The organism is Paraburkholderia youngii (genome assembly GCF_013366925.1).
Classification (GTDB): Bacteria; Pseudomonadota; Gammaproteobacteria; order Burkholderiales; family Burkholderiaceae; genus Paraburkholderia; species Paraburkholderia youngii.
Genome location: NZ_JAALDK010000002.1, coordinates 1,551,325 through 1,572,196, shown reverse-complemented (window position 1 = coordinate 1,572,196; position 20,872 = coordinate 1,551,325). Strand labels below are relative to the sequence as shown.

17 protein-coding genes and 1 pseudogene are annotated in these 20,872 nt (G+C 62.8%); 12 read left to right on the top strand and 6 right to left on the bottom strand.

Going from position 1 to position 20,872, the window contains the following annotated elements; genetic code table 11:
* The 4 genes from G5S42_RS38485 to paaK all read left to right on the top strand — a co-directional run.
* A partial coding sequence (locus G5S42_RS38485) for a 2Fe-2S iron-sulfur cluster-binding protein (protein ID WP_176111916.1) occupies positions 1–657 on the top strand: 657 nt, incomplete at its 5' end.
* Between the two features lie 188 nt (positions 658–845).
* Entirely contained in the window at positions 846–2,048 is a 1,203-nt protein-coding gene (pcaF, locus tag G5S42_RS38480; RefSeq protein WP_176111915.1) for a 3-oxoadipyl-CoA thiolase, read from the top strand.
* Positions 2,049–2,062: 14 nt separating this feature from the next.
* Positions 2,063–3,622: a 3-hydroxyacyl-CoA dehydrogenase PaaH gene (gene paaH / locus G5S42_RS38475; RefSeq protein ID WP_176111914.1), complete on the top strand. Its 1,560-nt coding sequence runs from the start codon at positions 2,063–2,065 to the stop codon at positions 3,620–3,622.
* Positions 3,623–3,659: 37 nt separating this feature from the next.
* Entirely contained in the window at positions 3,660–4,985 is a 1,326-nt protein-coding gene (paaK, locus tag G5S42_RS38470) for a phenylacetate--CoA ligase PaaK (protein WP_176111913.1), read from the top strand.
* A 78-nt stretch (positions 4,986–5,063) separates the two neighbouring features.
* On the opposite strand, the gene G5S42_RS38465 is transcribed toward paaK, so the two are convergent.
* A complete protein-coding gene (locus G5S42_RS38465) occupies positions 5,064–5,819 on the bottom strand; it encodes a TetR/AcrR family transcriptional regulator (protein ID WP_176111912.1) in 756 nt (251 codons plus the stop codon).
* Positions 5,820–6,067: 248 nt separating this feature from the next.
* Here G5S42_RS38465 and G5S42_RS38460 point away from each other — a divergent pair, with 248 nt between their 5' ends.
* The 7 genes from G5S42_RS38460 (at position 6,068) to G5S42_RS38430 (ending at position 13,539) form a co-directional block, all read left to right on the top strand.
* Complete coding sequence (locus G5S42_RS38460; protein ID WP_176111911.1) at positions 6,068–6,988, top strand: VOC family protein; 921 nt, start codon at positions 6,068–6,070, stop codon at positions 6,986–6,988.
* A 53-nt stretch (positions 6,989–7,041) separates the two neighbouring features.
* The gene (bphD, locus tag G5S42_RS38455) at positions 7,042–7,896 is read left to right on the top strand and encodes a 2-hydroxy-6-oxo-6-phenylhexa-2,4-dienoate hydrolase (protein ID WP_176111910.1); all 855 of its coding nucleotides are present in this window, start codon (positions 7,042–7,044) and stop codon (positions 7,894–7,896) included.
* Between the two features lie 107 nt (positions 7,897–8,003).
* Positions 8,004–9,542: a bifunctional 3-(3-hydroxy-phenyl)propionate/3-hydroxycinnamic acid hydroxylase gene (locus G5S42_RS38450; protein ID WP_176111909.1), complete on the top strand. Its 1,539-nt coding sequence runs from the start codon at positions 8,004–8,006 to the stop codon at positions 9,540–9,542.
* 29 nt (positions 9,543–9,571) lie between these two features.
* Positions 9,572–10,375 carry a fumarylacetoacetate hydrolase family protein gene (locus tag G5S42_RS38445; RefSeq protein ID WP_176112026.1) on the top strand — a complete coding sequence of 268 codons (804 nt, stop codon included), beginning with the start codon at positions 9,572–9,574 and terminating at the stop codon, positions 10,373–10,375.
* Positions 10,376–10,388: 13 nt separating this feature from the next.
* Positions 10,389–11,339 (top strand): acetaldehyde dehydrogenase (acetylating), encoded by a 951-nt coding sequence (locus tag G5S42_RS38440; protein WP_176111908.1) that lies wholly within the window; start codon positions 10,389–10,391, stop codon positions 11,337–11,339.
* A gap of 22 nt (positions 11,340–11,361) precedes the next feature.
* The gene (dmpG, locus tag G5S42_RS38435; RefSeq protein ID WP_176111907.1) at positions 11,362–12,378 is read left to right on the top strand and encodes a 4-hydroxy-2-oxovalerate aldolase; all 1,017 of its coding nucleotides are present in this window, start codon (positions 11,362–11,364) and stop codon (positions 12,376–12,378) included.
* Between the two features lie 69 nt (positions 12,379–12,447).
* Positions 12,448–13,539: a porin gene (locus G5S42_RS38430; RefSeq protein ID WP_176111906.1), complete on the top strand. Its 1,092-nt coding sequence runs from the start codon at positions 12,448–12,450 to the stop codon at positions 13,537–13,539.
* Positions 13,540–13,715: 176 nt separating this feature from the next.
* Here the strand turns inward: G5S42_RS38430 and G5S42_RS38425 are convergent, their stop codons facing one another.
* Together G5S42_RS38425 and G5S42_RS38420 are read right to left on the bottom strand one after the other, a co-directional pair.
* Positions 13,716–14,408, bottom strand: a complete 693-nt coding sequence (locus G5S42_RS38425; RefSeq protein ID WP_176111905.1) for a phosphatase PAP2 family protein — start codon at positions 14,406–14,408, stop codon at positions 13,716–13,718.
* A gap of 162 nt (positions 14,409–14,570) precedes the next feature.
* Positions 14,571–16,139, bottom strand: coding sequence for a hypothetical protein (locus G5S42_RS38420; protein WP_176111904.1), 1,569 nt, complete (start codon positions 16,137–16,139; stop codon positions 14,571–14,573).
* Positions 16,140–16,645: 506 nt separating this feature from the next.
* On the opposite strand from G5S42_RS38420, the pseudogene G5S42_RS38415 reads away from it, so the two are divergent.
* Positions 16,646–16,774 (top strand): annotated as a pseudogene (locus G5S42_RS38415) (class II aldolase/adducin family protein); the annotation flags it as partial.
* 75 nt (positions 16,775–16,849) lie between these two features.
* Here G5S42_RS38415 and G5S42_RS38410 read toward each other — a convergent pair.
* From G5S42_RS38410 to tcuA, 3 genes are read right to left on the bottom strand one after another with little or no spacing between them, the layout of a single operon-like run.
* Complete coding sequence (locus G5S42_RS38410) at positions 16,850–18,163, bottom strand: MFS transporter (protein ID WP_176111903.1); 1,314 nt, start codon at positions 18,161–18,163, stop codon at positions 16,850–16,852.
* A gap of 45 nt (positions 18,164–18,208) precedes the next feature.
* Positions 18,209–19,426, bottom strand: coding sequence for a tricarballylate utilization 4Fe-4S protein TcuB (gene tcuB / locus G5S42_RS38405; RefSeq protein ID WP_312883701.1), 1,218 nt, complete (start codon positions 19,424–19,426; stop codon positions 18,209–18,211).
* Positions 19,413–20,822: an FAD-dependent tricarballylate dehydrogenase TcuA gene (tcuA, locus tag G5S42_RS38400; RefSeq protein ID WP_176111902.1), complete on the bottom strand. Its 1,410-nt coding sequence runs from the start codon at positions 20,820–20,822 to the stop codon at positions 19,413–19,415. Before tcuA ends, tcuB begins: the two co-directional genes overlap by 14 nt.
* Positions 20,823–20,872 lie beyond the last annotated feature (50 nt).

Genomic DNA, 20,872 nt, shown 5'->3' with positions numbered 1-20,872 from the left:
CCGCGCAGCACGTTCACGCTGGTGTACGGCAACCGCAGCGTCGACCAGATCATGTTCGCCGAGGAGCTCGAGGATCTGAAGAACCGCTTCATGAACCGCTTCGTGCTGTATCACGTGCTGTCGGACGACCTGCAGGACGTCGAGCTCTTCAACGGCGTGCTCGACCAGCAGAAGTGCGCGGCGTTCCTCGACCAGCTGCTGCCGGCCGACGCGATCGACGAGGCGTTCATCTGCGGCCCCGCGCCGATGATGGACGCGGCCGAGGCGGCGCTGAAGGCTGCCGGCGTGCCGCCCGCGAAGGTGCACGTCGAGCGCTTCGGCACGCCGCTGCCGCAGGCGGGCGTGCCGCCCGTCGAGATCACCGCGGACACCCCGGCGGCCGACCTCGAGATCGTGCTCGACGGCAAGCGGCGCAGGCTGCGCCTGCCGTATCAGGGCATGAGCGTGCTCGACGTCGGGCTGCGCGCCGGTCTCGCGCTGCCGTATGCGTGCAAGGGCGGCGTGTGCTGCACGTGTCGCGCGAAGGTGCTCGAGGGCGAAGTGAAGATGGAAAAGAACTACACGCTCGAAGAACACGAGGTTCGCGACGGGTTCGTGCTGACGTGTCAGTGTCATCCGGTGAGCGAGAAGGTTGTCGTCAGTTACGACGAACGTTGAGCGCAAGCGCATCACACCCCCGTCTTCGATCAAAGTTCCATCTCATGTCTCATTCACTGTTCAACAAGCACCGACGGTCGGTACGGCGTCACGTGCCGCCGCGCGAAGCCGCTCATGTCTGATCGCACCGCGCAACCCTGTTGCGGATGCAAAGCCTGAATCGTTCAATTTCTCTACCGGAAAACACCATGACCGAAGCCTTTATCTGTGATGCCATTCGCACTCCGTTCGGACGTTATGCAGGCGTACTGAAGGATGTTCGCGCGGACGACCTCGGCGCCGTGCCGATTCACGCGCTGATGCAGCGCAATCCGTCGGTGGACTGGCAGCAGGTCGCGGACGTCCTCTACGGATGCGCGAACCAGGCCGGCGAGGACAATCGCAACGTCGCGCGCATGTCCGCTTTGCTCGCGGGCTTGCCGATCGACGTCCCGGGCTCCACGATCAACCGCCTGTGCGGCTCGGGGATGGACGCGGTGGGCAGCGCCGCGCGCGCGATCCGGGCGGGCGATGGCGACCTTTACATTGCGGGCGGCGTCGAAAGCATGACGCGCGCACCTTTCGTGGTCGGCAAGTCGGCGACGGCGTTCTCGCGCTCGGCCGAAATCCATGACACGACGATCGGCTGGCGCTTCGTCAATTCGCTGATGCGCAGCCAGTACGGCGTCGACTCGATGCCCGAAACCGCGGAAAACGTGGCCGACGACTTCGGCGTGGACCGCGACTCGCAAGACCGCTTTGCGCTGCGCAGCCAGCAACGCGCCGCGCGCGCTCAGGCGGACGGCACGCTGGCCCAGGAAATCACCGCGGTGCGCATTCCCCAAAAGAAGGGCGAACCCCTCGTGGTCGATCGCGACGAACATCCGCGCGAGACCTCGCTCGAGGCGCTGGCGAAACTCAAAGGTGTGGTGCGCCCCAACGGCACGGTGACGGCGGGCAACGCTTCGGGTGTCAACGACGGCGCTTGCGCGTTGCTGATCGCAGGCGAAGAGGCAGCGAAGCGCAACCATTTGACGCCGCGTGCCCGCATCGTGGGCATGGCTACGGCGGGCGTCGAGCCGCGCATCATGGGCATCGGACCGGCACCGGCCACCGAGAAGCTGCTTGCGCGCCTCGGCATGACGCTCGACCAGTTCGACGTGATCGAGCTGAACGAAGCGTTTGCGTCGCAGGGTATTGCGGTGCTGCGCCGTCTCGGCGTCGCGGAGGACGATCCCCGCGTCAATCCGAACGGCGGTGCGATCGCGTTGGGCCATCCGCTCGGCGCTTCGGGTGCCCGGCTGGTCACGACGGCGACCTACGAACTCGAACGCCGCAACGCACGCTTCGCGCTTTGCACGATGTGCATCGGCGTTGGCCAGGGCATCGCGATTGCGATCGAGCGCGTTTGAGCGGAGCCACTCGCATGTCGAACGTATTGAAGACTTCCACGATCGTTGGCATCGTCGGCGCGGGCGCGATGGGTGCGGGCATCGCCCAGGTGGCCGCGCTCGCCGGACACCGGGTCGCCCTATTCGATCTCGATGCCGCTACGGTCGCAAAGGCCATCAAGGGCATCGGCGCGAATCTCGCGAGGCTCGTCGACAAAGGCCGCCTCGACGCGACGGCTGCCGCTCAAGCGAACGGAAGGCTGTTTGCGGTCGGCCAGCTGGCCGCGATGCGCGATGCGGGGCTCGTCATCGAAGCCGTCGCCGAACGGCTGGAAGTGAAGCGCAAGATTTTTGCCGAGCTCGAAGAGCACGTGGACGACGCCTGCATTCTCGCGACCAACACTTCGTCGATTTCCGTCACGGCGATCGGTGCGACGCTGAAGATTCCGTCGCGCCTCGTGGGCATGCACTTCTTCAATCCCGCGCCCGTGATGGCGCTGGTCGAAGTGGTCAGCGGCCTCGCCACATCGCCGGACGTCGCGACCTGCGTGTACGAAACGGCCGCCGCGTGGGGCAAGACGCCCGTCTACGCGCGCTCGACGCCCGGCTTCATCGTGAACCGCGTGGCACGTCCGTTTTACGCCGAAGGTCTGCGGCTTCTGAACGAGCAGGCAGCGAGTGCCGCGTCGATCGACGAGGTGATCCGCGAGGCAGGCGGCTTCCGGATGGGACCGTTCGAGCTGATGGACCTGATCGGACACGACGTCAATTTCGCGGTCACCGAGTCGGTGTTTCGTGCGTATTTCAACGATCCCCGGTTCACGCCGTCGTTGATCCAGCAGGAGCTGGTCAATGCGGGTTTTCTGGGCCGCAAATCGGGACGTGGTTTCTACGAATATGGTCCGAACGCCACGCGCCCGAGCCCGCGGCTTGCGCCACCCGCGGATTCTCCGCGGGTCGTCAATCTGTTTCCGCAGTCCGGCGTGATCGCGCGGCTTCAACAAAGGCTGCTGGATGCCGGGCTCGTTACGGCGACGATGCCGGAAACCGAACGCGTCGACGGTGTGGTCGCGCAAATCGACGACGCGCTGCTGCGACTGACCGACGGGCGCACGGCGACTCAATGCGCTCACGACATGGATCACGACAACGTGGTGCTCGTCGACCTCGCACTCGACTACGCCGGCTGCAGCACGGTCGCGCTCGCCCGTGCGCGGCAATGCAGTGATTCGGCCTATGCGGCCGTCGTCGGCGCGATGCAGGCGGCCGGCTACTCGGTCGTGCCGATGGCCGATGTGGCCGGCATGATCGTGATGCGGACCGTCGCGATGCTGGTGAACGAAGCGGCCGATGCAGTCAATCAGGGCGTGTGCACGGCCGCGGATCTCGACCTGGCGATGGAAAAAGGCGTCAACTATCCGTTGGGCCCGCTGCAGTGGGCGGATAACGCGGGCGTCGCTCTGTTCTCTACGGTACTGAGCAATCTCTGCACCCATTACGGTGAAGACCGGTACCGCGTTTCACCGCTACTAGCCGCACTTTCGTGGTCGCGTGCGTCATGGCATGCCCGCGCTGCCATCGACAGCGCAGCCTGACTCGAATCAATCCAATTCCAGTATTCCGGAGACTCCGATGGTCCGACGCACCCCCCAATCCGACGAACTCGAACCGATCGAACGCGCCAGCCGCGACGAGCTGCAGGCTCTGCAACTGACTCGCCTCAAATGGTCGGTCCGCCATGCCTACGACAACGTGGCGCATTACCGCAAGGCGTTCGATGCCGCTGGCGTGCATCCGGACGATCTGAAGGAACTGTCCGATCTGGCCAGGTTTCCGACCATGACGAAGAAGGACCTGCGCGACAACTATCCGTTCGGTCTTTTCGCCGTACCGCGCGACCAGGTGGTGCGTGTGCATGCATCGAGCGGGACCACGGGCAAGCCGACGGTCGTGGGCTACACCGCACGCGACATCGATACCTGGGCCGACATCGTCGCGCGTTCGATCCGCGCTGCCGGCGGCCGTCGCGGCGACACGCTGCACAACGCGTTCGGCTATGGCCTGTTCACCGGCGGCCTGGGCATTCACTACGGTGCGGAGCGGCTCGGCTGCATGGTGGTGCCGATGTCCGGCGGCCAGACGGAAAAGCAGGTTCAGTTGATCCGTGACTTCGAACCGTCGATCATTCTGGTCACGCCGTCGTACATGCTGAACCTGATCGACGAGATGACGCGCCAAGGGATGAATCCGGCCGAATCGTCGCTGAAGGTGGGTGTCTTCGGCGGCGAGCCCTGGACCCAGGCCATGCGTAGCGAAATCGAAACACGGGCGCGAATCGACGCGGTCGACATTTACGGCCTCTCTGAAGTGATGGGCCCCGGCGTCGCGGCGGAGTGCATCGAAAGCAAGGACGGTCCGGTGATCTGGGAAGACCACTTCTACCCGGAAATCATCGATCCCGTTACCGGTGAGGTGCTGCCGGATGGAAGCGAAGGCGAATTGGTCTTTACTTCGCTGACGAAGGAAGCCATGCCGGTCATCCGCTATCGCACGCGCGATCTGACCTCGCTGTTGCCCCCGACTTCCCGCGCGATGCGCCGGCTGGCGAAGATCACCGGACGCTCGGACGACATGCTGATCATCCGGGGCGTCAACGTGTTTCCGAGCCAGATCGAAGAGCTGATTCTCGCGATTCCCAAGCTGAGCGCGCAATATCAATTGACGGTCAAACGCGACGGGCATCTGGATTCACTGGCGGTGTGCGTCGAAGCGCGGCCGGAGGTCGGCGAGTCGTTGAGCGACCACGATCGGACAGCGCTCGCGCGCGAACTGCAGCATCGCATCAAGACGATGGTCGGCGTCTCGACGACGGTCTCGGTCGCGCTTGCCGGACATATTCCAATGACCGCCACCGGCAAGGCGAAACGCGTCGTCGATCTGCGGGGCGCGAACCTGTAAGCATCGTTCAGAGGCGCTTCGCGCGGGGACTCGCGCAACGCCAGCCCTGCCCGTTCAACGTGGCCGCGCGAGGCTGAGTTAGCCAGCGATGCCGCCCTTTTGCACCGCTTTGCTTTTCGGCCGCTTCTCCGCCAGCCGGACAGAGTCCTTCGCCAGTTTAGCCTCACGCTTGCGGCCCGCTGCCCGTGTCGCTTCCCGGAACGACGCGGCACGCGCTTCGCCTAGCGCAATCAGCGCATCGGTGAGCTGCGCCATATGCGTTTCCATCGATCTGTTGTCGCCAGATTGAAAGGAGACGAAAGCGCCGTCGAAACCGAGCATGCCGAAATACGCCAGTTCGTCGGCGACCGCTGACGCCGCGGCGTCGCCTTCAGCGCTGAACGCGCTGCGGATCATCTCGCGCATATAGTCGCGGCCTTCGTTGCGCACCTCGATCACCGTCTGGATCGCCTCCGGCTCCGCGGCCTCGTTGCTCATCACCATGACGACCAACAGGCGCAGGAAGTTCTCGCGGTGCTGGAACACCTCCCCTGTCTTCTTCAGATACCAGCCCAGACGCTCGCGCGACGTGCCGCCCTCCGGGGGATTCTGGTGAGCTTCACGCATCGCGGCGAAGAAGCCCCGCGCGCCTTGGGCCATCACCTCCGCCAACAGCCCGGCCTTGGAGCCGAAATGATGATAGATCGCGCTCTTCGGGATTCCGGTTGCTTCGACCAGCGCCGACATCGAGGTGCCGGTGTAGCCATAGGCCGACATCACGCGGGCGGCTGCGTCGAGGATTTCCTGGCGCGATCTCTGGCCGCGTCGATTGCCAATCTGCTGTGTGGTTTCCATTCCAAAAGTATACCGCTTCGCCCCCTTTTCTACCGTATTGGACCGATCGGTTCATTACTGGTTTGCCCTGGCTGTTCGCGATTGGACCGATCGGTACACTAATTCCAACTGTGGGAATGAGCCAGACCAGCGTCCGGATCGGGCGTTGTTCCTCATCGCCCGATTCGGACACGAGCATGCACCGGAGAGTGCTTCGCAACATTTCCGGGCCAATGGCCCGTCATCAGAACTTGAACATAAGGAGAGCTATGCACAGCGTGTCGACACTGGGGTATATGGTCCTTGGCGTAAGCGACCTGGCGGCATGGGAGGGGTTCGCCGTCAACGTACTGGGTTTGCAGGTGGGCAGGCGCGTCGCCGGCGAATCGCTCGGCCTGCGTATGGATGATTACGAGCAGCGCTTCCTGTTGGTCAAGAGCGAGCTCGACGACTTCCTCGCCGCCGGCTGGGAATTCGAAACGGATGCGCAGCTCGACGCGTTCGTCGATCAGGCGCGTGCCCGCGGAGCCGGGATCGTCGAGGCGGATCGTGAAATCGCCGAGCAGCGCCGCGTAGCCCGCCTGTTCGTGTGCCACGATCCCGACGGCATCAGCCACGAGTTCTATAGCTGCGCGTTCCGCGCTCACACACGCGACGCATTCCGCTCTTCGGTACTGCGCGGAGCATTCAGCACAGGACGCCTGGGTGCTGGTCACTTCGTCACGGTGCCCAAGCAGAGTGCGCGCGCCAAGGCGTTTTGCCAGGACGTGCTCGGCCTGAAGCTCAGCGACTCCATCACTGGCGAAGCCGCACCGGGCGTGAACCTCGACGTCACGTTCTTTCACGCTCGCAGCGGACGTCATCACTCGATGGCGGTCGCGGAAGTGCCGTTCCCGGTCCCCAAACGTATCCACCACATCATGGTCGAGTGCACCGACGCCAACGACGTCGGTCTCGCCTACGACCGCTGCAAGCAGACCGGCGTGCCGATCCTGATGGAACTGGGTCATCACCCCAACGACCAGATGTTTTCGTTCTACATGATCTCGCCGTCCGGTTTCGCGATCGAATTCGGCGCGGGCGGCATCGTGGTGAACGACACATGGGAAATCAAGCGCTACTCCGAACTCAGCGACTGGGGACACAAACTGAATCCGCCGCCCGGCGCGCCCGCCCCCAACGCGCATTGAATCCCGACTCATCACATAGCTTGACTGCAAGACCATATTCCTGGAGCCACAGTATGACCTTGACCGAAGCCAGCACCAGCAAGTTCGTGACGATCAACGAACCTGGTCTCGAGAACTTCACCATCCATTTCAACGACGCCGGCCACGGCCCGGCCGTCGCCATGCTGCACGGCGGCGGGCCCGGCGCAAGCGGCTGGAGCAACTACTACCGCAATGTCGACGCGCTGGTGAACGCGGGATTTCGAGTGCTGCTCATCGACAGCCCCGGCTTCAATAAATCAGGCGAGATCGTCAGCGACGTGCCCCGCAACCTGCTGAACGCGCGCGCGACCAAAGGGGTGCTCGATGCGCTCGGCATCGCCAACGTGCATCTGGTCGGCAACTCGATGGGCGGAGCATCGGCATTGAGCTTCGCGCTGGAGTATCCGGAACGCCTCGATCGCATGGTGTTGATGGGACCTGGCGCTCAGGGTCCGAGCATCCTCCAGCCTCAGCCGGGCGAAGGCATCAAACGCATGTTCAAGCTCTATGCAGAACCCACCTATGAGAACTTCGAGGCCATGCTCGAAGTGTTCGTGTACTGGCCTGGCGCCATCACCGAGGAGTTGCGTCGCGGACGCTGGAACAACATCGAGTCGAACCTGAACCACCTGAAGAACTTCATCGCGAGTTCGAAGCTTTGCCCCGTGACCACATGGGACCTGTCCGCACGCTTTCCGCAAATCGCTCACAAGACGCTGATCACGTGGGGCCGCGACGACCGCTTCGTGCCTCTCGATCACGGCCTGCGCATGATCAATACCTTGCAGGATGCGCGACTCCATATCCTGCCGCAGTGCGGCCACTGGGCTCAGTGGGAACACGCCGACGAGTTCAACCGCCTCGTCATCGACTTCCTGAATAACTAAAAAACGGGCGACGGCGGCGGTCGCCGTCATCGCGCTGGCCCTTGCGCTGCGAATACGCGCATCCCGCTGCCACGTTGAACATCCAGAATATCTAGTGGAGACAAGATATGACCAATGAGTACGACGCCGAGGTTGCCATCGTCGGCTATGGACCGACCGGCGTGATCGCCGCGCTGACCCTCGCCAAACACGGCATTTCCACCATCGCGTTCGAGCAACACAAAGACATTTACCAGCGTGCGCGCGCAGTCACCGTCAACGACTGGACGATGCGCATCTTCCAGAACCTCGGCGTCGACGAACCGGTGCTTAAGCAGATCGATCCGCAACGCGCGCTACGCTGGATGCGCTATGACGGCACCGAGATTTTGCGCATCGAGCACCCGCCTTCGACACTCGGCATCAAGCCGCGCTTTTTCAACATCTATCAACCGACGATGGAGTCCACACTGCGCGAATGCGCGGCGAAGCACGCCGAATGCATCGACGTGCACTACGGCTTCGAAGTCGTGTCGCTGGAGCAGGATGAAACCGGCGTCACGGTGACCGCAAGGGACCTCGCGACTGGCGAAACGAAACAGACCTGCGTGCGCTACGTGATCGGCTGCGATGGCGGCAGCAGTGCCACGCGCGGCAAGCTCGGCGTCAAACTGCTGGGCGATACGCTCGACGTGCAGTGGATCGTGATCGACTGCCGCGTCAAGCGCTGGTGGCCGGACCGCAACCTGCTGACGTTCTGGTCCGACAAGGAACGGCCGGTGGTGGACATCGCGCTGTCTGGCGGCAACCACCGCTGGGAACTGCCGCTGAAGCCTACCGAGTCGGAAGCCGACTTCGCGACGAACGAGGACGTCTGGCCGCTGCTTAAGGCACTCGGCGTCACCGAGGACGACGTCGAAATCCACCAGTATGCGTTCTATCGCCACCATACGCGGATGGCCGACAAGTGGCGTGTCGGGCGCGTGTTTCTCGCGGGCGACGCGGCGCATCTGATGCCGCCCTGGGCAGGCGCGGGCATGCAAACCGGCATGCGCGACGCGTTCGATCTGGGCTGGAAGCTCGCGGGCGTGCTCAAGGGCACGCTGCCCGAGCAGTTCCTCGACACCTATGAAGCGGAACGTCGGCCCAATGCGGCGTTCTACACCGGCCTTGCCGTGCAACTCGGCCGCATCATCAAACAGGAACTCTCCGAAGAAGAACAGGCCGCGCTCAATGCACCGCCTCCGCCCGACGCGCCGGAGCAGCCGCTCATCGCGCCGCCGGTGCTGGAAGCCGGCTGGCTGCGCGGTCCGCTCGCTCACGACAGCATCGTGGGCCGCATGGTCCCGCAACCCGTCGTGGGCGATAACCGCGGGGTGATGGCACGGCTGGATGACCTGCTCGGCGACGGCTTCGTGCTGCTCGGCGACGACGTCGATCCCGCCACGCTGCTCACGCCCGATGAAAAAGCGGCGTGGGACCAGCTCGGCGCCCGCTACATCGCGCTGCGCCAACAGGATCAGCACACCAAGGGCTGCGACGAATTCGTCGATCTCGACGGCGTACTGCGCCCATGGTTGCGCAAGTACGGTGCGCGCGCAGTCGCACTGCGCCCCGATCGCTTCGTCGCCTCCGCCGACGTCAGCGGTCTTGCGGTACCTGCCTGACACGCCTCAAACCAGGGAGAAACATGAACATGCATGATGCCACCGTCGTCAACCCGCTGGCCTCGCGCCTGCGCAATGCTGAAGCGATGCGCCAGACCATCTCGCCCGTACGCGGCGACATCGCTGCGGGCGGCATCCCGCTCGACGACGTCGCCACCGCCTACGCAGTGCAGCAGGCGAACGTCGATCTGCGCGTCGCGAACGGCGAGCGCATCGTCGGCCGCAAGATCGGTCTGACGTCCGTTGCCGTGCAGAAGCAGCTTGGCGTCGATCAGCCCGACTTCGGCGCGCTGTTCGCCGGCATGGCCTACGGCGACAGCGAACCGATGCCGCTGTCGAAGCTGATCCAGCCGAAGGTCGAAGCCGAAATCGCGCTGGTGCTCGAACACGAGCTCACGCACGACAAGCACACGTTCGTCGACATCCTGCGCGCCAGTGCGTACGCATTGGCCGCGATCGAGGTTGTCGACAGCCGCATCGAAAACTGGGACATCCGCTTCGTCGATACGGTCGCGGACAACGCGTCGAGCGCGCTGTTCGTGCTCGGCAGCCGGCCGGTGCCGCTCTCGCGGATCGACCTCGCCGCGTGCGCGATGACGCTGTCGCGCGACGGCGAAGTGCTCTCGCGCGGCAGCGGCGCGGCGTGTCTCGGCAATCCGCTGAACGCCGCCGTGTGGCTCGCGGATCGCATGATCCAGCTCGGCACGCCGCTGCGCGCCGGCGACGTCGTGCTGACCGGCGCGCTCGGCCCGATGGTCGCCGTCAAGGAGCCGGGCACTTACTGCGCGCAGATCGAAGGCCTCGGCAGCGTGCGTGCCACGTTTATCGCTTGAATCAGGACTCTATATGGCTTCCAAAAAACTGAAGGTCGCGATCATCGGCTCGGGCAACATCGGCACGGATCTGATGATCAAGATCATGCGCAACAGCCAGCATCTGGAGATGGCGGCGATGGTCGGCATCGATCCAAACTCCGACGGCCTCGCGCGCGCCGCGCGGCTTGGCGTCGCGACCACGCATGAAGGCGTCGAAGGTCTGACGCGTCTGCCGGTGTTCAATGACATCGACTTCGTGTTCGACGCGACCTCGGCCGGCGCGCACGTGAAGAACGATGCGCTGTTGCGAAAGCTGAAGCCTTCGATTCGCGTGATCGATCTGACGCCGGCCGCGATCGGGCCGTACTGCGTGCCGGTCGTCAATCTCGACGCGCATATCGGCGCGCCCAACGTGAACATGGTGACCTGCGGCGGACAAGCGACCATTCCGATGGTCGCGGCCGTGTCGCGCGTGGCGAAGGTGCATTACGCGGAGATCGTCGCGTCGATCAGCAGCAAGTCGGCCGGTCCCGGCACGCGCGCGAATATCGATGAATTCACCGAGACCACGTCGAAGGCGATCGAAGCGGTCGGCGGCGCGGCGAAAGGCAAGGCGATCATCGTGCTCAATCCGGCCGAGCCGCCGGTGATGATGCGCGATACCGTCTATACGCTGTCGGACCTCGCAGATCGCGCGAAGGTCGAGGCTTCGATCGAGCAGATGGCCGCCGCGGTGCAGGCGTACGTGCCCGGCTATCGCCTGAAGCAGAAGGTGCAGTTCGACGAAATTCCCGCGAACGCGCCACTCAACATTCCGGGACTCGGCCGCTTCAGCGGCCTGAAGACGTCGGTCTTCATCGAGGTCGAAGGCGCCGCGCACTACCTTCCCGCCTATGCCGGCAATCTCGACATCATGACTTCGGCCGCGCTCGCGACCGCCGAGCGCATGGCGCAGGCGCTCGTGCAGGCATCAGAGGCATAAGAGGCTTAAGGAGACTTCCCGCATGGACAAGAAACTGTATATCTCCGACGTGACGCTGCGCGACGGCAGCCACGCGATTCGTCACCAGTACTCGATCCAGAACGTGCAGGACATCGCACGCGCGTTGGACCGCGCGAAGGTGGACAGCATCGAAGTCGCGCACGGCGACGGCCTGCAAGGTTCGAGCTTCAACTACGGCTTCGGCGCGCATAGCGACCTCGAATGGATCGAAGCAGTCGCGGATGTCGTCGAGCACGCGCAGATCGCGACGCTGCTGCTGCCCGGCATCGGCACGATTCACGACCTGAAGGCTGCGTACAACGCGGGCGCACGCGTAGTGCGCGTGGCGACGCACTGCACGGAAGCGGACATTTCGAAGCAGCACATCGAATACGCGCGCGAACTCGGCATGGACACCGTCGGCTTCCTGATGATGAGCCACATGACCACGCCGGAGAACCTTGCCATCGAAGCGAAGAAGATGGAGAGCTACGGCGCGACCTGCATCTACGTAGTCGATTCGGGCGGCGCGCTGACGATGAACGACGTGCGCGACCGCTTCCGCGCGGTGAAGGCCGTGCTGAAACCCGAAACGCAGACGGGCATGCACGCGCACCACAACCTGTCGCTCGGCGTGGCGAATTCGATCGTCGCGGTCGGAGAAGGCTGCGATCGCATCGATGCATCGCTCGCGGGCATGGGCGCGGGCGCGGGCAACGCGCCGCTCGAAGTGTTCATCGCGGCAGCGGAGCGCATGGGCTGGAATCACGGCACCGACCTCTACACGCTGATGGACGCCGCCGACGACATCGTGCGTCCGCTGCAGGACCGACCGGTGCGCGTGGACCGCGAAACGCTCGCGCTCGGCTATGCGGGCGTGTATTCGAGCTTCCTGCGTCATTCGGAAGTGGCCGCGAAGAAGTACGGCCTGAAGACCGTCGACATTCTGGTCGAGCTGGGCAAGCGCCGCATGGTCGGCGGCCAGGAAGACATGATCGTCGATGTCGCACTCGACTTGAAGCAGGCACGCCAGGCTTGAAGCGCGCGGACTAGCAGCCTCATTGAGGCTGCACAAAAGATCGATCAAATAAACTATCTGGAGACTGGAATGAAAAAACATTCCATTGCAATTCTTTTTGGATTCCTGCCTGTCGGATACGCGTTCGCCCAGAGCAACGTCACGCTGTACGGCCTGATTGACGGGGGCGTCTCCTATGTGACGAACCAGGGTGGGCATTCGGTCACGAAGTTTGACGACGGCATCTATACGCCGAACCTGTTCGGCTTGCAGGGCGCCGAAGATATCGGCGGTGGAAACAAGGTCATTTTCAAGTTGGAGAACCAGTTTCAGCTCGGTACGGGCGCGACGGTGCAGCCGGGCATCTTCGGGCGGAATGCTTACGTCGGTCTGGATAGTGCCAGCTTCGGCAAGCTGACTTTCGGCAATGTCTTCGATTTCATGACGACGTCGCTGACCGAGGCGGGCAATGCTCCTGCCGTGTTCACTGGCGGCTTGTACAACTTCGCGGCCGGCCCGTTCCAGAAACTGAACATTCCGCAAAACCCGACCGGCTGGTTCGACTGGAGCCGCATGAGCGGCATCCCGGCGGCCAATTCGATCAAGTATCAATCGCCGGTGTTTGCGGGCTTGTCCGCTGGGGCAATGTATTCGCTCGGCGGAGTGGCTGGTTCGTTCGGGTCGAATTCAACCATGAGCTTCGGGTTGAATTACGGTGCCGGTCCATTCGGAGTCGGGGCCGCCTACACGAAAGCAAAATATCCGGGCTCCAGCAACAGCTCGCCGCAGATTCCAATCACGAACTGGGGTTTCGGCGCTCACTATGTAATCGGACCCGTCTACACGGTCGCGAACTTCACGACCGTGCGCAACTCGTTCAACGGCGCCGCGGCCTTTGCCGCACAAGTCGGCGCCAGTTGGCAGATCACTCCCGCGTGGTCGTTCGGCGGGAACTATATGTACCTGAAAGGTAACGAGGAACTCAACAACAACCACGCGCATCAGCTTGGTGCAACGCTGAACTATTCGCTCTCCAAGCGGAGCATGGTTTATGCGGAGGGCGTTTATCAGAAGGCGAGCGCAGGTTCGCAGGCTGCCATCAACGGCATCATGGGTCCCAACGGATCGTCTAGCACGACGTCGCAAGCCATTGCACGAGTTGGCCTTCGCACCGCGTTCTGATATCCGGCTGTTCTGGGCTGGACGTGGCCATCAGCAACGCTTGCGGGCGGTGACTGCGCAGCGTCGTAACCGCTTTCAACTCGATGCTGCTCGCCACACTGCACGACGCCTGCTACTACGCCGACGATTACTCTGCCAGTTTCAAACGCATTGCCGATTGAATCAGGATGGGTAATTCATAGGTGTCTGATCACACTGCCGGCCAGCTTGCGCAGTTCGTCGAACTGCGTGGCGAGTTCGAGGCACAGCATGAACGCCAGCGATGCTGACGGTCCCGGGTAACGCTCCATCCAACGCAGCGCCGGAGTAGCGTAGCGCACGCGAATCGCATCTCGCGTCATTAGATAGGTGATTCCGGCGCCGATGAGCGCGCCCACCAGCAAGTCCGACGGATAGTGAAAGCCGAGATAGGCGCGCGGCACGCAAATGACCAGCACCGCATAGATAAGCACCAGCACACCGACGGCCCGCCACACGAGGAAGATGCCAGTCGCGATCGCCATCCATAGCATTGCGTGATCGCTTGGGAAGGAACTCCATGTCGACAGCTGTGCGTCGTCGATGACGCGACCCGCGAAGCGCAGATGCAACTCGCTGCTAAAGACGGGACGCACTCGGAACGGTAACCAGTGAGTCAGCAGCCTTCCGACGAAGAGCGCCAGGAGGCCGCTGAGAAGCGTCGCGAGCACCATTTCCCGCCGCCATTCGCGGCGATCGCCACGCTGAAACCACATCCACCACAGCAACGGTATGAGTACGAGCCCTTTGAACGTGTAGAGGTCTGCAATGACCTCTATGGTTTGGGTCGTGAGATTCCCGAAGTGGATGTTGGATAGATATGTTTCGATAGATGAATCGATGCTGTTCATTGTCTTGTAAGAATATCGAGCTGGTCCCATCGGAAATCAGCATGGTCCATTGGATGTGCCACATTTCACGACGCTTACTTTCACCGACAACTTCTACTGCACAATTTCATCGCAAACTTATGAGGATGGCCTACTACCTGAAGAGATCAAGGAACAACGAGCTCAGCGGGGGCGCAATTCATAGAGCCGATGTTCCGGCAAAGTCGCAACCAGTTGCCAACCATCAAGCGTCTCGGGTAGACGCCGGTACGGGTCGAGCACCGCAAGATAGACCGTCGTGAACCGGCTTTGAAGGTCCGGGAAACGATCCAGCAGTTCAGTCGACCAGGCGCGCAACATCTCGCCATCTGCCAAGACATTCGGTTTCCGGGTGGAGCTGTCGTCCTGGAACTCCCTCAATGCTACGTTCTCGCTCCGGTAAAGCACGGGTTGCTGCCCCGGTTTGAGATACAAATCCGGCACCAGAACGCCATTCACCGTTGCGAGCGCCACCACCTTGTCCAGATATGGATTCCAGCGGTGGGGGTCTTTCCATGGAGACCGGTCGGCGGTGTCCTGCTTGTACTGGAACAACACGGAACCGGCCTTCAGCGACGCGAACGTATCGCGGTAAGCCTGAATGACAGGCCTGTCGCCACGCCAGTCTTCAGTCACAGTCACGATCCGGAAAACAAAGACAAGCGTGAGCGCGACTGCGCCGATACGTTGAAAACGTGGCGCCACCGAGGGCCGTATGCCGACCAACGCAGTCAGCAAAAACGCGAAGCTGATCGCACATCGCTCGATCACACCGTAGGAAGCAAATGCGTCAAACGGTGCGAGTAGGACTACCAGTGGAAGTGAAAACACGGTTATCCGGAACTCTGGCTCGCACGTCCACCATTTCAGAACGAGACCAATGGCCACGAACAGGCTCAAACCCGCCACGATCGCCACATCGCCCGCACGATTGCCCACCGAGAAGACATCGATGCAGAAAGCGAGCTTCGAAAGTACGTGGATAAGGCCGAAGTGAGTTGACCCGTGAAGGCCACCGGTGGTGCTGCGGACCAACAGTGCAAGAGGAAGCAGCAACGGAACGACGCTCGCGGCCGCGTGGCGAGCAATTGATTGACTCGAGATCTTCCCCTCGCGAAGAAGACAGCCAAGTTCCCACGTGCCTACGACCAGAGCGAAAACGGCGAGTGGAAACAGATGGCAAAAATAAATAACAAGGGCACTGCAGCACGAGACCACGATCCGCGCGAGGGTGGCTCTGCGCAACGCCACATGCGCGGCGATCGCCCAAAAGGAAATGCCAAGACCGAACAGAAAGTTATCGTAGCCGCGGATGAGTATCCAGTTATAGAGTAGCAGGAAGCTGACAAGCGGCAACCATGACCAGCGGCCATTGGCAACACGGCTCAACACCAGGCAGCCCGACGTCAATAGCCCGAGTTCAGCGAGGGTAAATAGCCAGGCGGCCCATTCTACCGGTATGAGCTTCGTGAACCACGGGAGGGCCAGATCCATCGCAAGGTCAGGCACGGCATCCCAATGAACCACAAAGTTTCTCGCATACGAAGCCGGATGAGAAAGGATATCGACCCTGACGATATTGTAAAAGTGTTGCCCAAGAGGCGGATATAGCGTGACGAGGAATGGCACCGACGCAACCACGGTCGCAATAAGCCACACACCCCACAGACGCATAAGCGAGATGCCAGTGTTCATCCGGTCGCTCACAGTCATCGAAACCTCGGAAGGTTGATTTTGAACCCTCCACGCAAGGTATTCTCGAATTGTTCTGTTCACCGAAATTTACGTTTCTCAAGGAAGCTGTCGCGCAGCTATATTCGAGGACGCTTTCGGTCTGATGGTGCTATATGTCACTTTTTTTACAAGCATACGCGCGCGCCAATATAGCCATTTGTACGTCACCTCACACAAAGATGAAGACATTCCTTCCGGTCTCGCTGACGAAGGCACCGTGACGTCCCTGGACAGACGCAGCGCAGATGGAATGAAGCGATAAAGCAGACGAAATCGCTTTGTTACGATGAACGACCCGGCGTCGATACCGACCAAGTAGATGCTCAAGGAAAGCACCGAGGGCCGGCCGCATCGCGCGATGGTCGCTTGCCGACATCCAGAGGAAGAACTGGCGCCGTGCCCATTCGTCCGTCAGCCGAATGGCCTTCAACCCGTAACGCGATAGATAAGCGTCCGCAATCAGGCAACACGGAGTTGAATCCGGTGTGCCCAAAGACGTGCTCGAAGAAACCTACATGAACTATCAACCGCAGACGCGTCGCCCGTACGGTGTGATGGAATGGCCGGCGCTGCTGCGCAAGCTGGATCGGATCGATCCGTCGTATCGGGAATGAGCGAGAGGGCGCCGCCAACCGTGGCGGCGCCCTCTCCATACAGCTCAGCACGTCAACGGCAACGCGCTAAAAGCCTCACGCCGACGAAGAAGCCGCCCGCTCCGCTCGCCGCCGATAGAGCCCAAGCGTCGCGCCAAGCCCGCATAGCGCGGCGAAACTGAGCCAGTAGCCGGGCGCGGCCTTGTCGTGTGTGGTTTCGATCAGGAAGGTCGACACGGCCGGCGTGAAGCCGCCGAACAGCGCCGTCGCGAGACTGAACGCCAGCGAAAAACCCGCGACGCGCACCTCCGCCGGCATGACCTCGGTGAGCGCTGCGACCATCGCGCCGTTATACATGCCGAAGAAGAACGAGAACCACAGCAGCACGCTCAGCATGCGGCCGAAGCTCGGCGCCGCGGCGAGCCACGACAGCGCCGGATACGCGGTGAAGATCGCCAGCAGGGCAATGGTCAGCAGAATCGGCTTGCGGCCGATCCGGTCCGACAGCGCGCCGCCGATCGGCAGCCAGACGAAGTTCGACACGCCCACCAGCAACGTCACCATCAGGCTATCCGATGTCGACAGTTTGAGAACGGATTTGCCGAAAGTTGGCGTGTAGACGGTGATCAGATAGAACGTGGTCGTCGTCATCGCGGTGAGCAGCATGCCCGCGATCACCGTGCGCCAATTGCTGAGCAGCATCGCGAAGATTTCGCGCGTCTGCGGATGATGCCGGCGCGCCTCGAACGCGGCGGTTTCCTGCAGCGAGCGGCGCAGCATGAACAGGAACGGCACGATCGCGCAGCCGATGAAGAACGGAATGCGCCAGCCCCACGCGCCGATCTGCTGCGCGCTCATCCAGTGATTCAATCCGTAGCCGAGCGCCGCCGCCATCACGATCGCGACCTGCTGGCTGGCCGACTGCCAGCTCGTGTAGAAACCCCTTGCGCCGGGCGTGGCCATTTCCGCGAGATACACCGACACGCCGCCCAGCTCCGCGCCCGCCGAGAAGCCCTGCAACAGCCGCCCGAGCAGAACGAGCGCGGGCGCGAGCAGGCCGATGGTCGCGTAACCGGGCACGCACGCGATCAGGATCGTGCCGCTCGCCATGATCGACAGCGTAACGATCAGGCCGGTACGCCGCCCCACCTTGTCGATATAGGCGCCGAGAAAGATCGCGCCCAACGGACGCATCAGAAAGCCCGCGCCGAACACGGCGAAGGTCAGCATCAGCGACGCGAACTCGCTCGACGCCGGAAAGAAAATCTTCGAGATCGACGTGGCGTAGAAGCCGAACAAAAAGAAGTCGAACTGCTCGAGGAAGTTGCCGCTCGTCACGCGCAGTACGGCCGCGGCTTTGGACGAGCGCGCCCCGACCGGCGTGCCGGCTAGTGGTTCGCTAGCGTTCATGAATATGTCCCCTGTTGTTATGCAAATATGCGGCGCGTGTCGCGCCTAGTCCGAGCCGAGACCCAAGGTATTGGGCTGGCGCTTTTCGATAGACGATTTGAGCAGCGCCGCCGAGCGGAAAATGCCGTGCGCGAACTTGCCGTACGGAAGCGTCGCGAACAAGGCGATCACGATGCCAAGATGCACCGCCAGCAGCCACGGCATCGCCGCCGTTTCGCGCAATGCCAGCAGCCCGAGGCCCGACGCGCTGGTGAGCAACAGCAGCGCGATGAAGGCACGGTCCATCGGACGCTGGCGCGCATCGCCCTGCTCCGGATGGCGCTTCAGGTTGAGCCACAGGAGCCCCAAGGGCCCGACGATCAGGCCGATCCCGCCCGCCGTGCCGAGCAATACCGGTAAGCTGAAGACAGGATACGGCGCTTCCTCGCCGAGCAGGTAGTGATAGAGCGTCGCCACCACCGTTGCCGCGAAACACAGCATGAACCCGTAGAACGTGAAGTGGTGAAATTTCCGCCGCGCGAGCGTGAAGGCATCGTTCGATTCGTTGCAGCCATCGCCATGCCCGCCGTCGAGATACTTGAGCGTCAGCGCGTTTTTCGCCGCTTCCGTCACGGCCGGCGTGCTCGCGTTCGCGGTTCCCGGCGACACGTCGCCCCAGAAGCGCGTCACGCCGATGCCGAGCGCCACGATCGCGAACAGGAAGACCGCGCCGAACATCGCCGCCAGCAGGTTGTGCGGGAAGATCGCGTAGAAGTTCGCGGGCGCGACGTTGCCGCTCAATCCGCCATGCATTGCGGTGCCGAGCAGCAGAAACAGCGCGAGCCCCGCCGCCAGCGCGACCGACAGCGTCACGCCATTGCGCTTGTACAGCTTGCCTAGCGCCTTGGGCCACGCGTATTCGGTGTAGGTTTCGAGGCGCACTTGCGCCATCGCCTTCGGCACGTTGACCGCGAATTCGTGCGGCGGCGCGTACTGGCATGCGTGGTAGCAGGCGCCGCAGTTATGGCACAGATTGGCCAGATAGTTGACGTCGGCCTTGCCGAATTCGAGGCGCCGCGTCATCGCCGGGAACACCGCGCAGAAGCCTTCGCAATAGCGGCACGCGTTGCAGATCTGCATCTGGCGCGCCACTTCGCCTTCGCTTGCGGTCAGCGGCACGATCGGAATCACGCGCGAGCCGCCGCGCGTGCGTTGCATGTCGTGCTTCGATTCGAACGCCGCGGCGCGCGTGCGTTCGGACGCGAGCGTGTCAGTTTGCTGCACAGGAAACCTCCGTAGTCTGCAGTGCGGCGCGCGCGGCCTGAGTGCCGGCAATGCGCCCGAACGCCGTGCCGATCGACATGCCGACACCCGCTGTATAGCCCTTGCCGAGCACGTTGCCCGCCATCATCTCGCCCGCGACGAACAGGTTCTCGCTCGCCTCGCCGCCGAAGTGCACCTGGGCGCGGTCGTTGGTCTTCAGCCCGAGATACGTGAACGTGATGCCGGGACGCAATGCGTAGCCGTAGAACGGCGGCGTGTCGATGGGGCGGGCCCAGTGCGTCTTGGGCGGTATGACGCCTTCCGTGTGGCAGTCGTCGAGCGAGGTGTGATCGAAGGTGCCGACCCGGCATGACTCGTTGTAGCGCGACAGCGTCTCCACGAAGCGTGCTTCAGGCAGCTTCAGTTGGCGCGCGAGTTCGGGCAGCGTGTCGGCCTTCACGCCCGGAAACACCGGCGGCATGAAGCGGCCAATCGCCTTCGAATCGATGATCGAGTAGCCGATCTGTCCCGGTTGATGCGCAACGAGGCGTCCCCAGATCGCATAGCGTTTCGGCCAGAAGTCCTCGCCTTCGTCGTAGAAGCGCTCGGCCTCGCGATTGACGACCACGCCCAGCGACACGCAGTCGATGCGCGTGCAGATGCCGCCGTCATAGAGCGGCGCGCGCGCATCGATGGCCACGCAGTGCGACTGCGACGGATCGCCGATCATGTCCGCGCCGGCATCCCGCATGTGGCGGATCAGCACGCCCTTGTTGAAACGCGTGCCGCGGATCAGGAAGTTGTCGGCGGGCCATTCGCCGCGCTCGTTTTGCCCCCAGGCCTCGCGCAGCCATTCGCGGTTCGATTCGAAGCCGCCCGCCGCCAGCACGCAGGCGCGCGCCTCGAAGCGCTGGCTGCCACTCCTGGCCGCGACGAAACGGCCGCCGTCCAGTTCCAGCGAATCGACCGGCGTGTCATAGCGAATCTCGACGCCCAGCGCCTCGGCACTGCGGTAATACGCATTCACGAGCGCCTTGCCGCCACCCATGAAAAACGCGTTGGTGCGCGCCACATGCAGCGCGCCCGACAGCGGCGGCTGAAAGCGCACGCCGTGCTTTTGCATCCAGGGCCGGCACGACGACGACGCGCGAATCGTCAGACGCGCGAGATGCTCATTCGTGATGCCGCCGGTGACCTTCAGCAGGTCTTGCCAGAATTCTTCTTCCGGATAGGCATCGACGAGCACGTCCTGCGGCGCGTCGTGCATGCAGCGCAAATTGCGGGTGTGTTGGGAATTGCCGCCGCGCCATTCGCGCGGCGCCGATTCGAGAAGCACAACCGACGCGCCGGCTTCGCGCGCCATCAATGCCGCGCAGAGCGCCGCATTGCCTCCTCCGATTACGAGTACGTCGACCATCTTGTGGGCCTCCTTTCGGACGCACTCTAAAGGTCGCGCTCGTCCTCCGC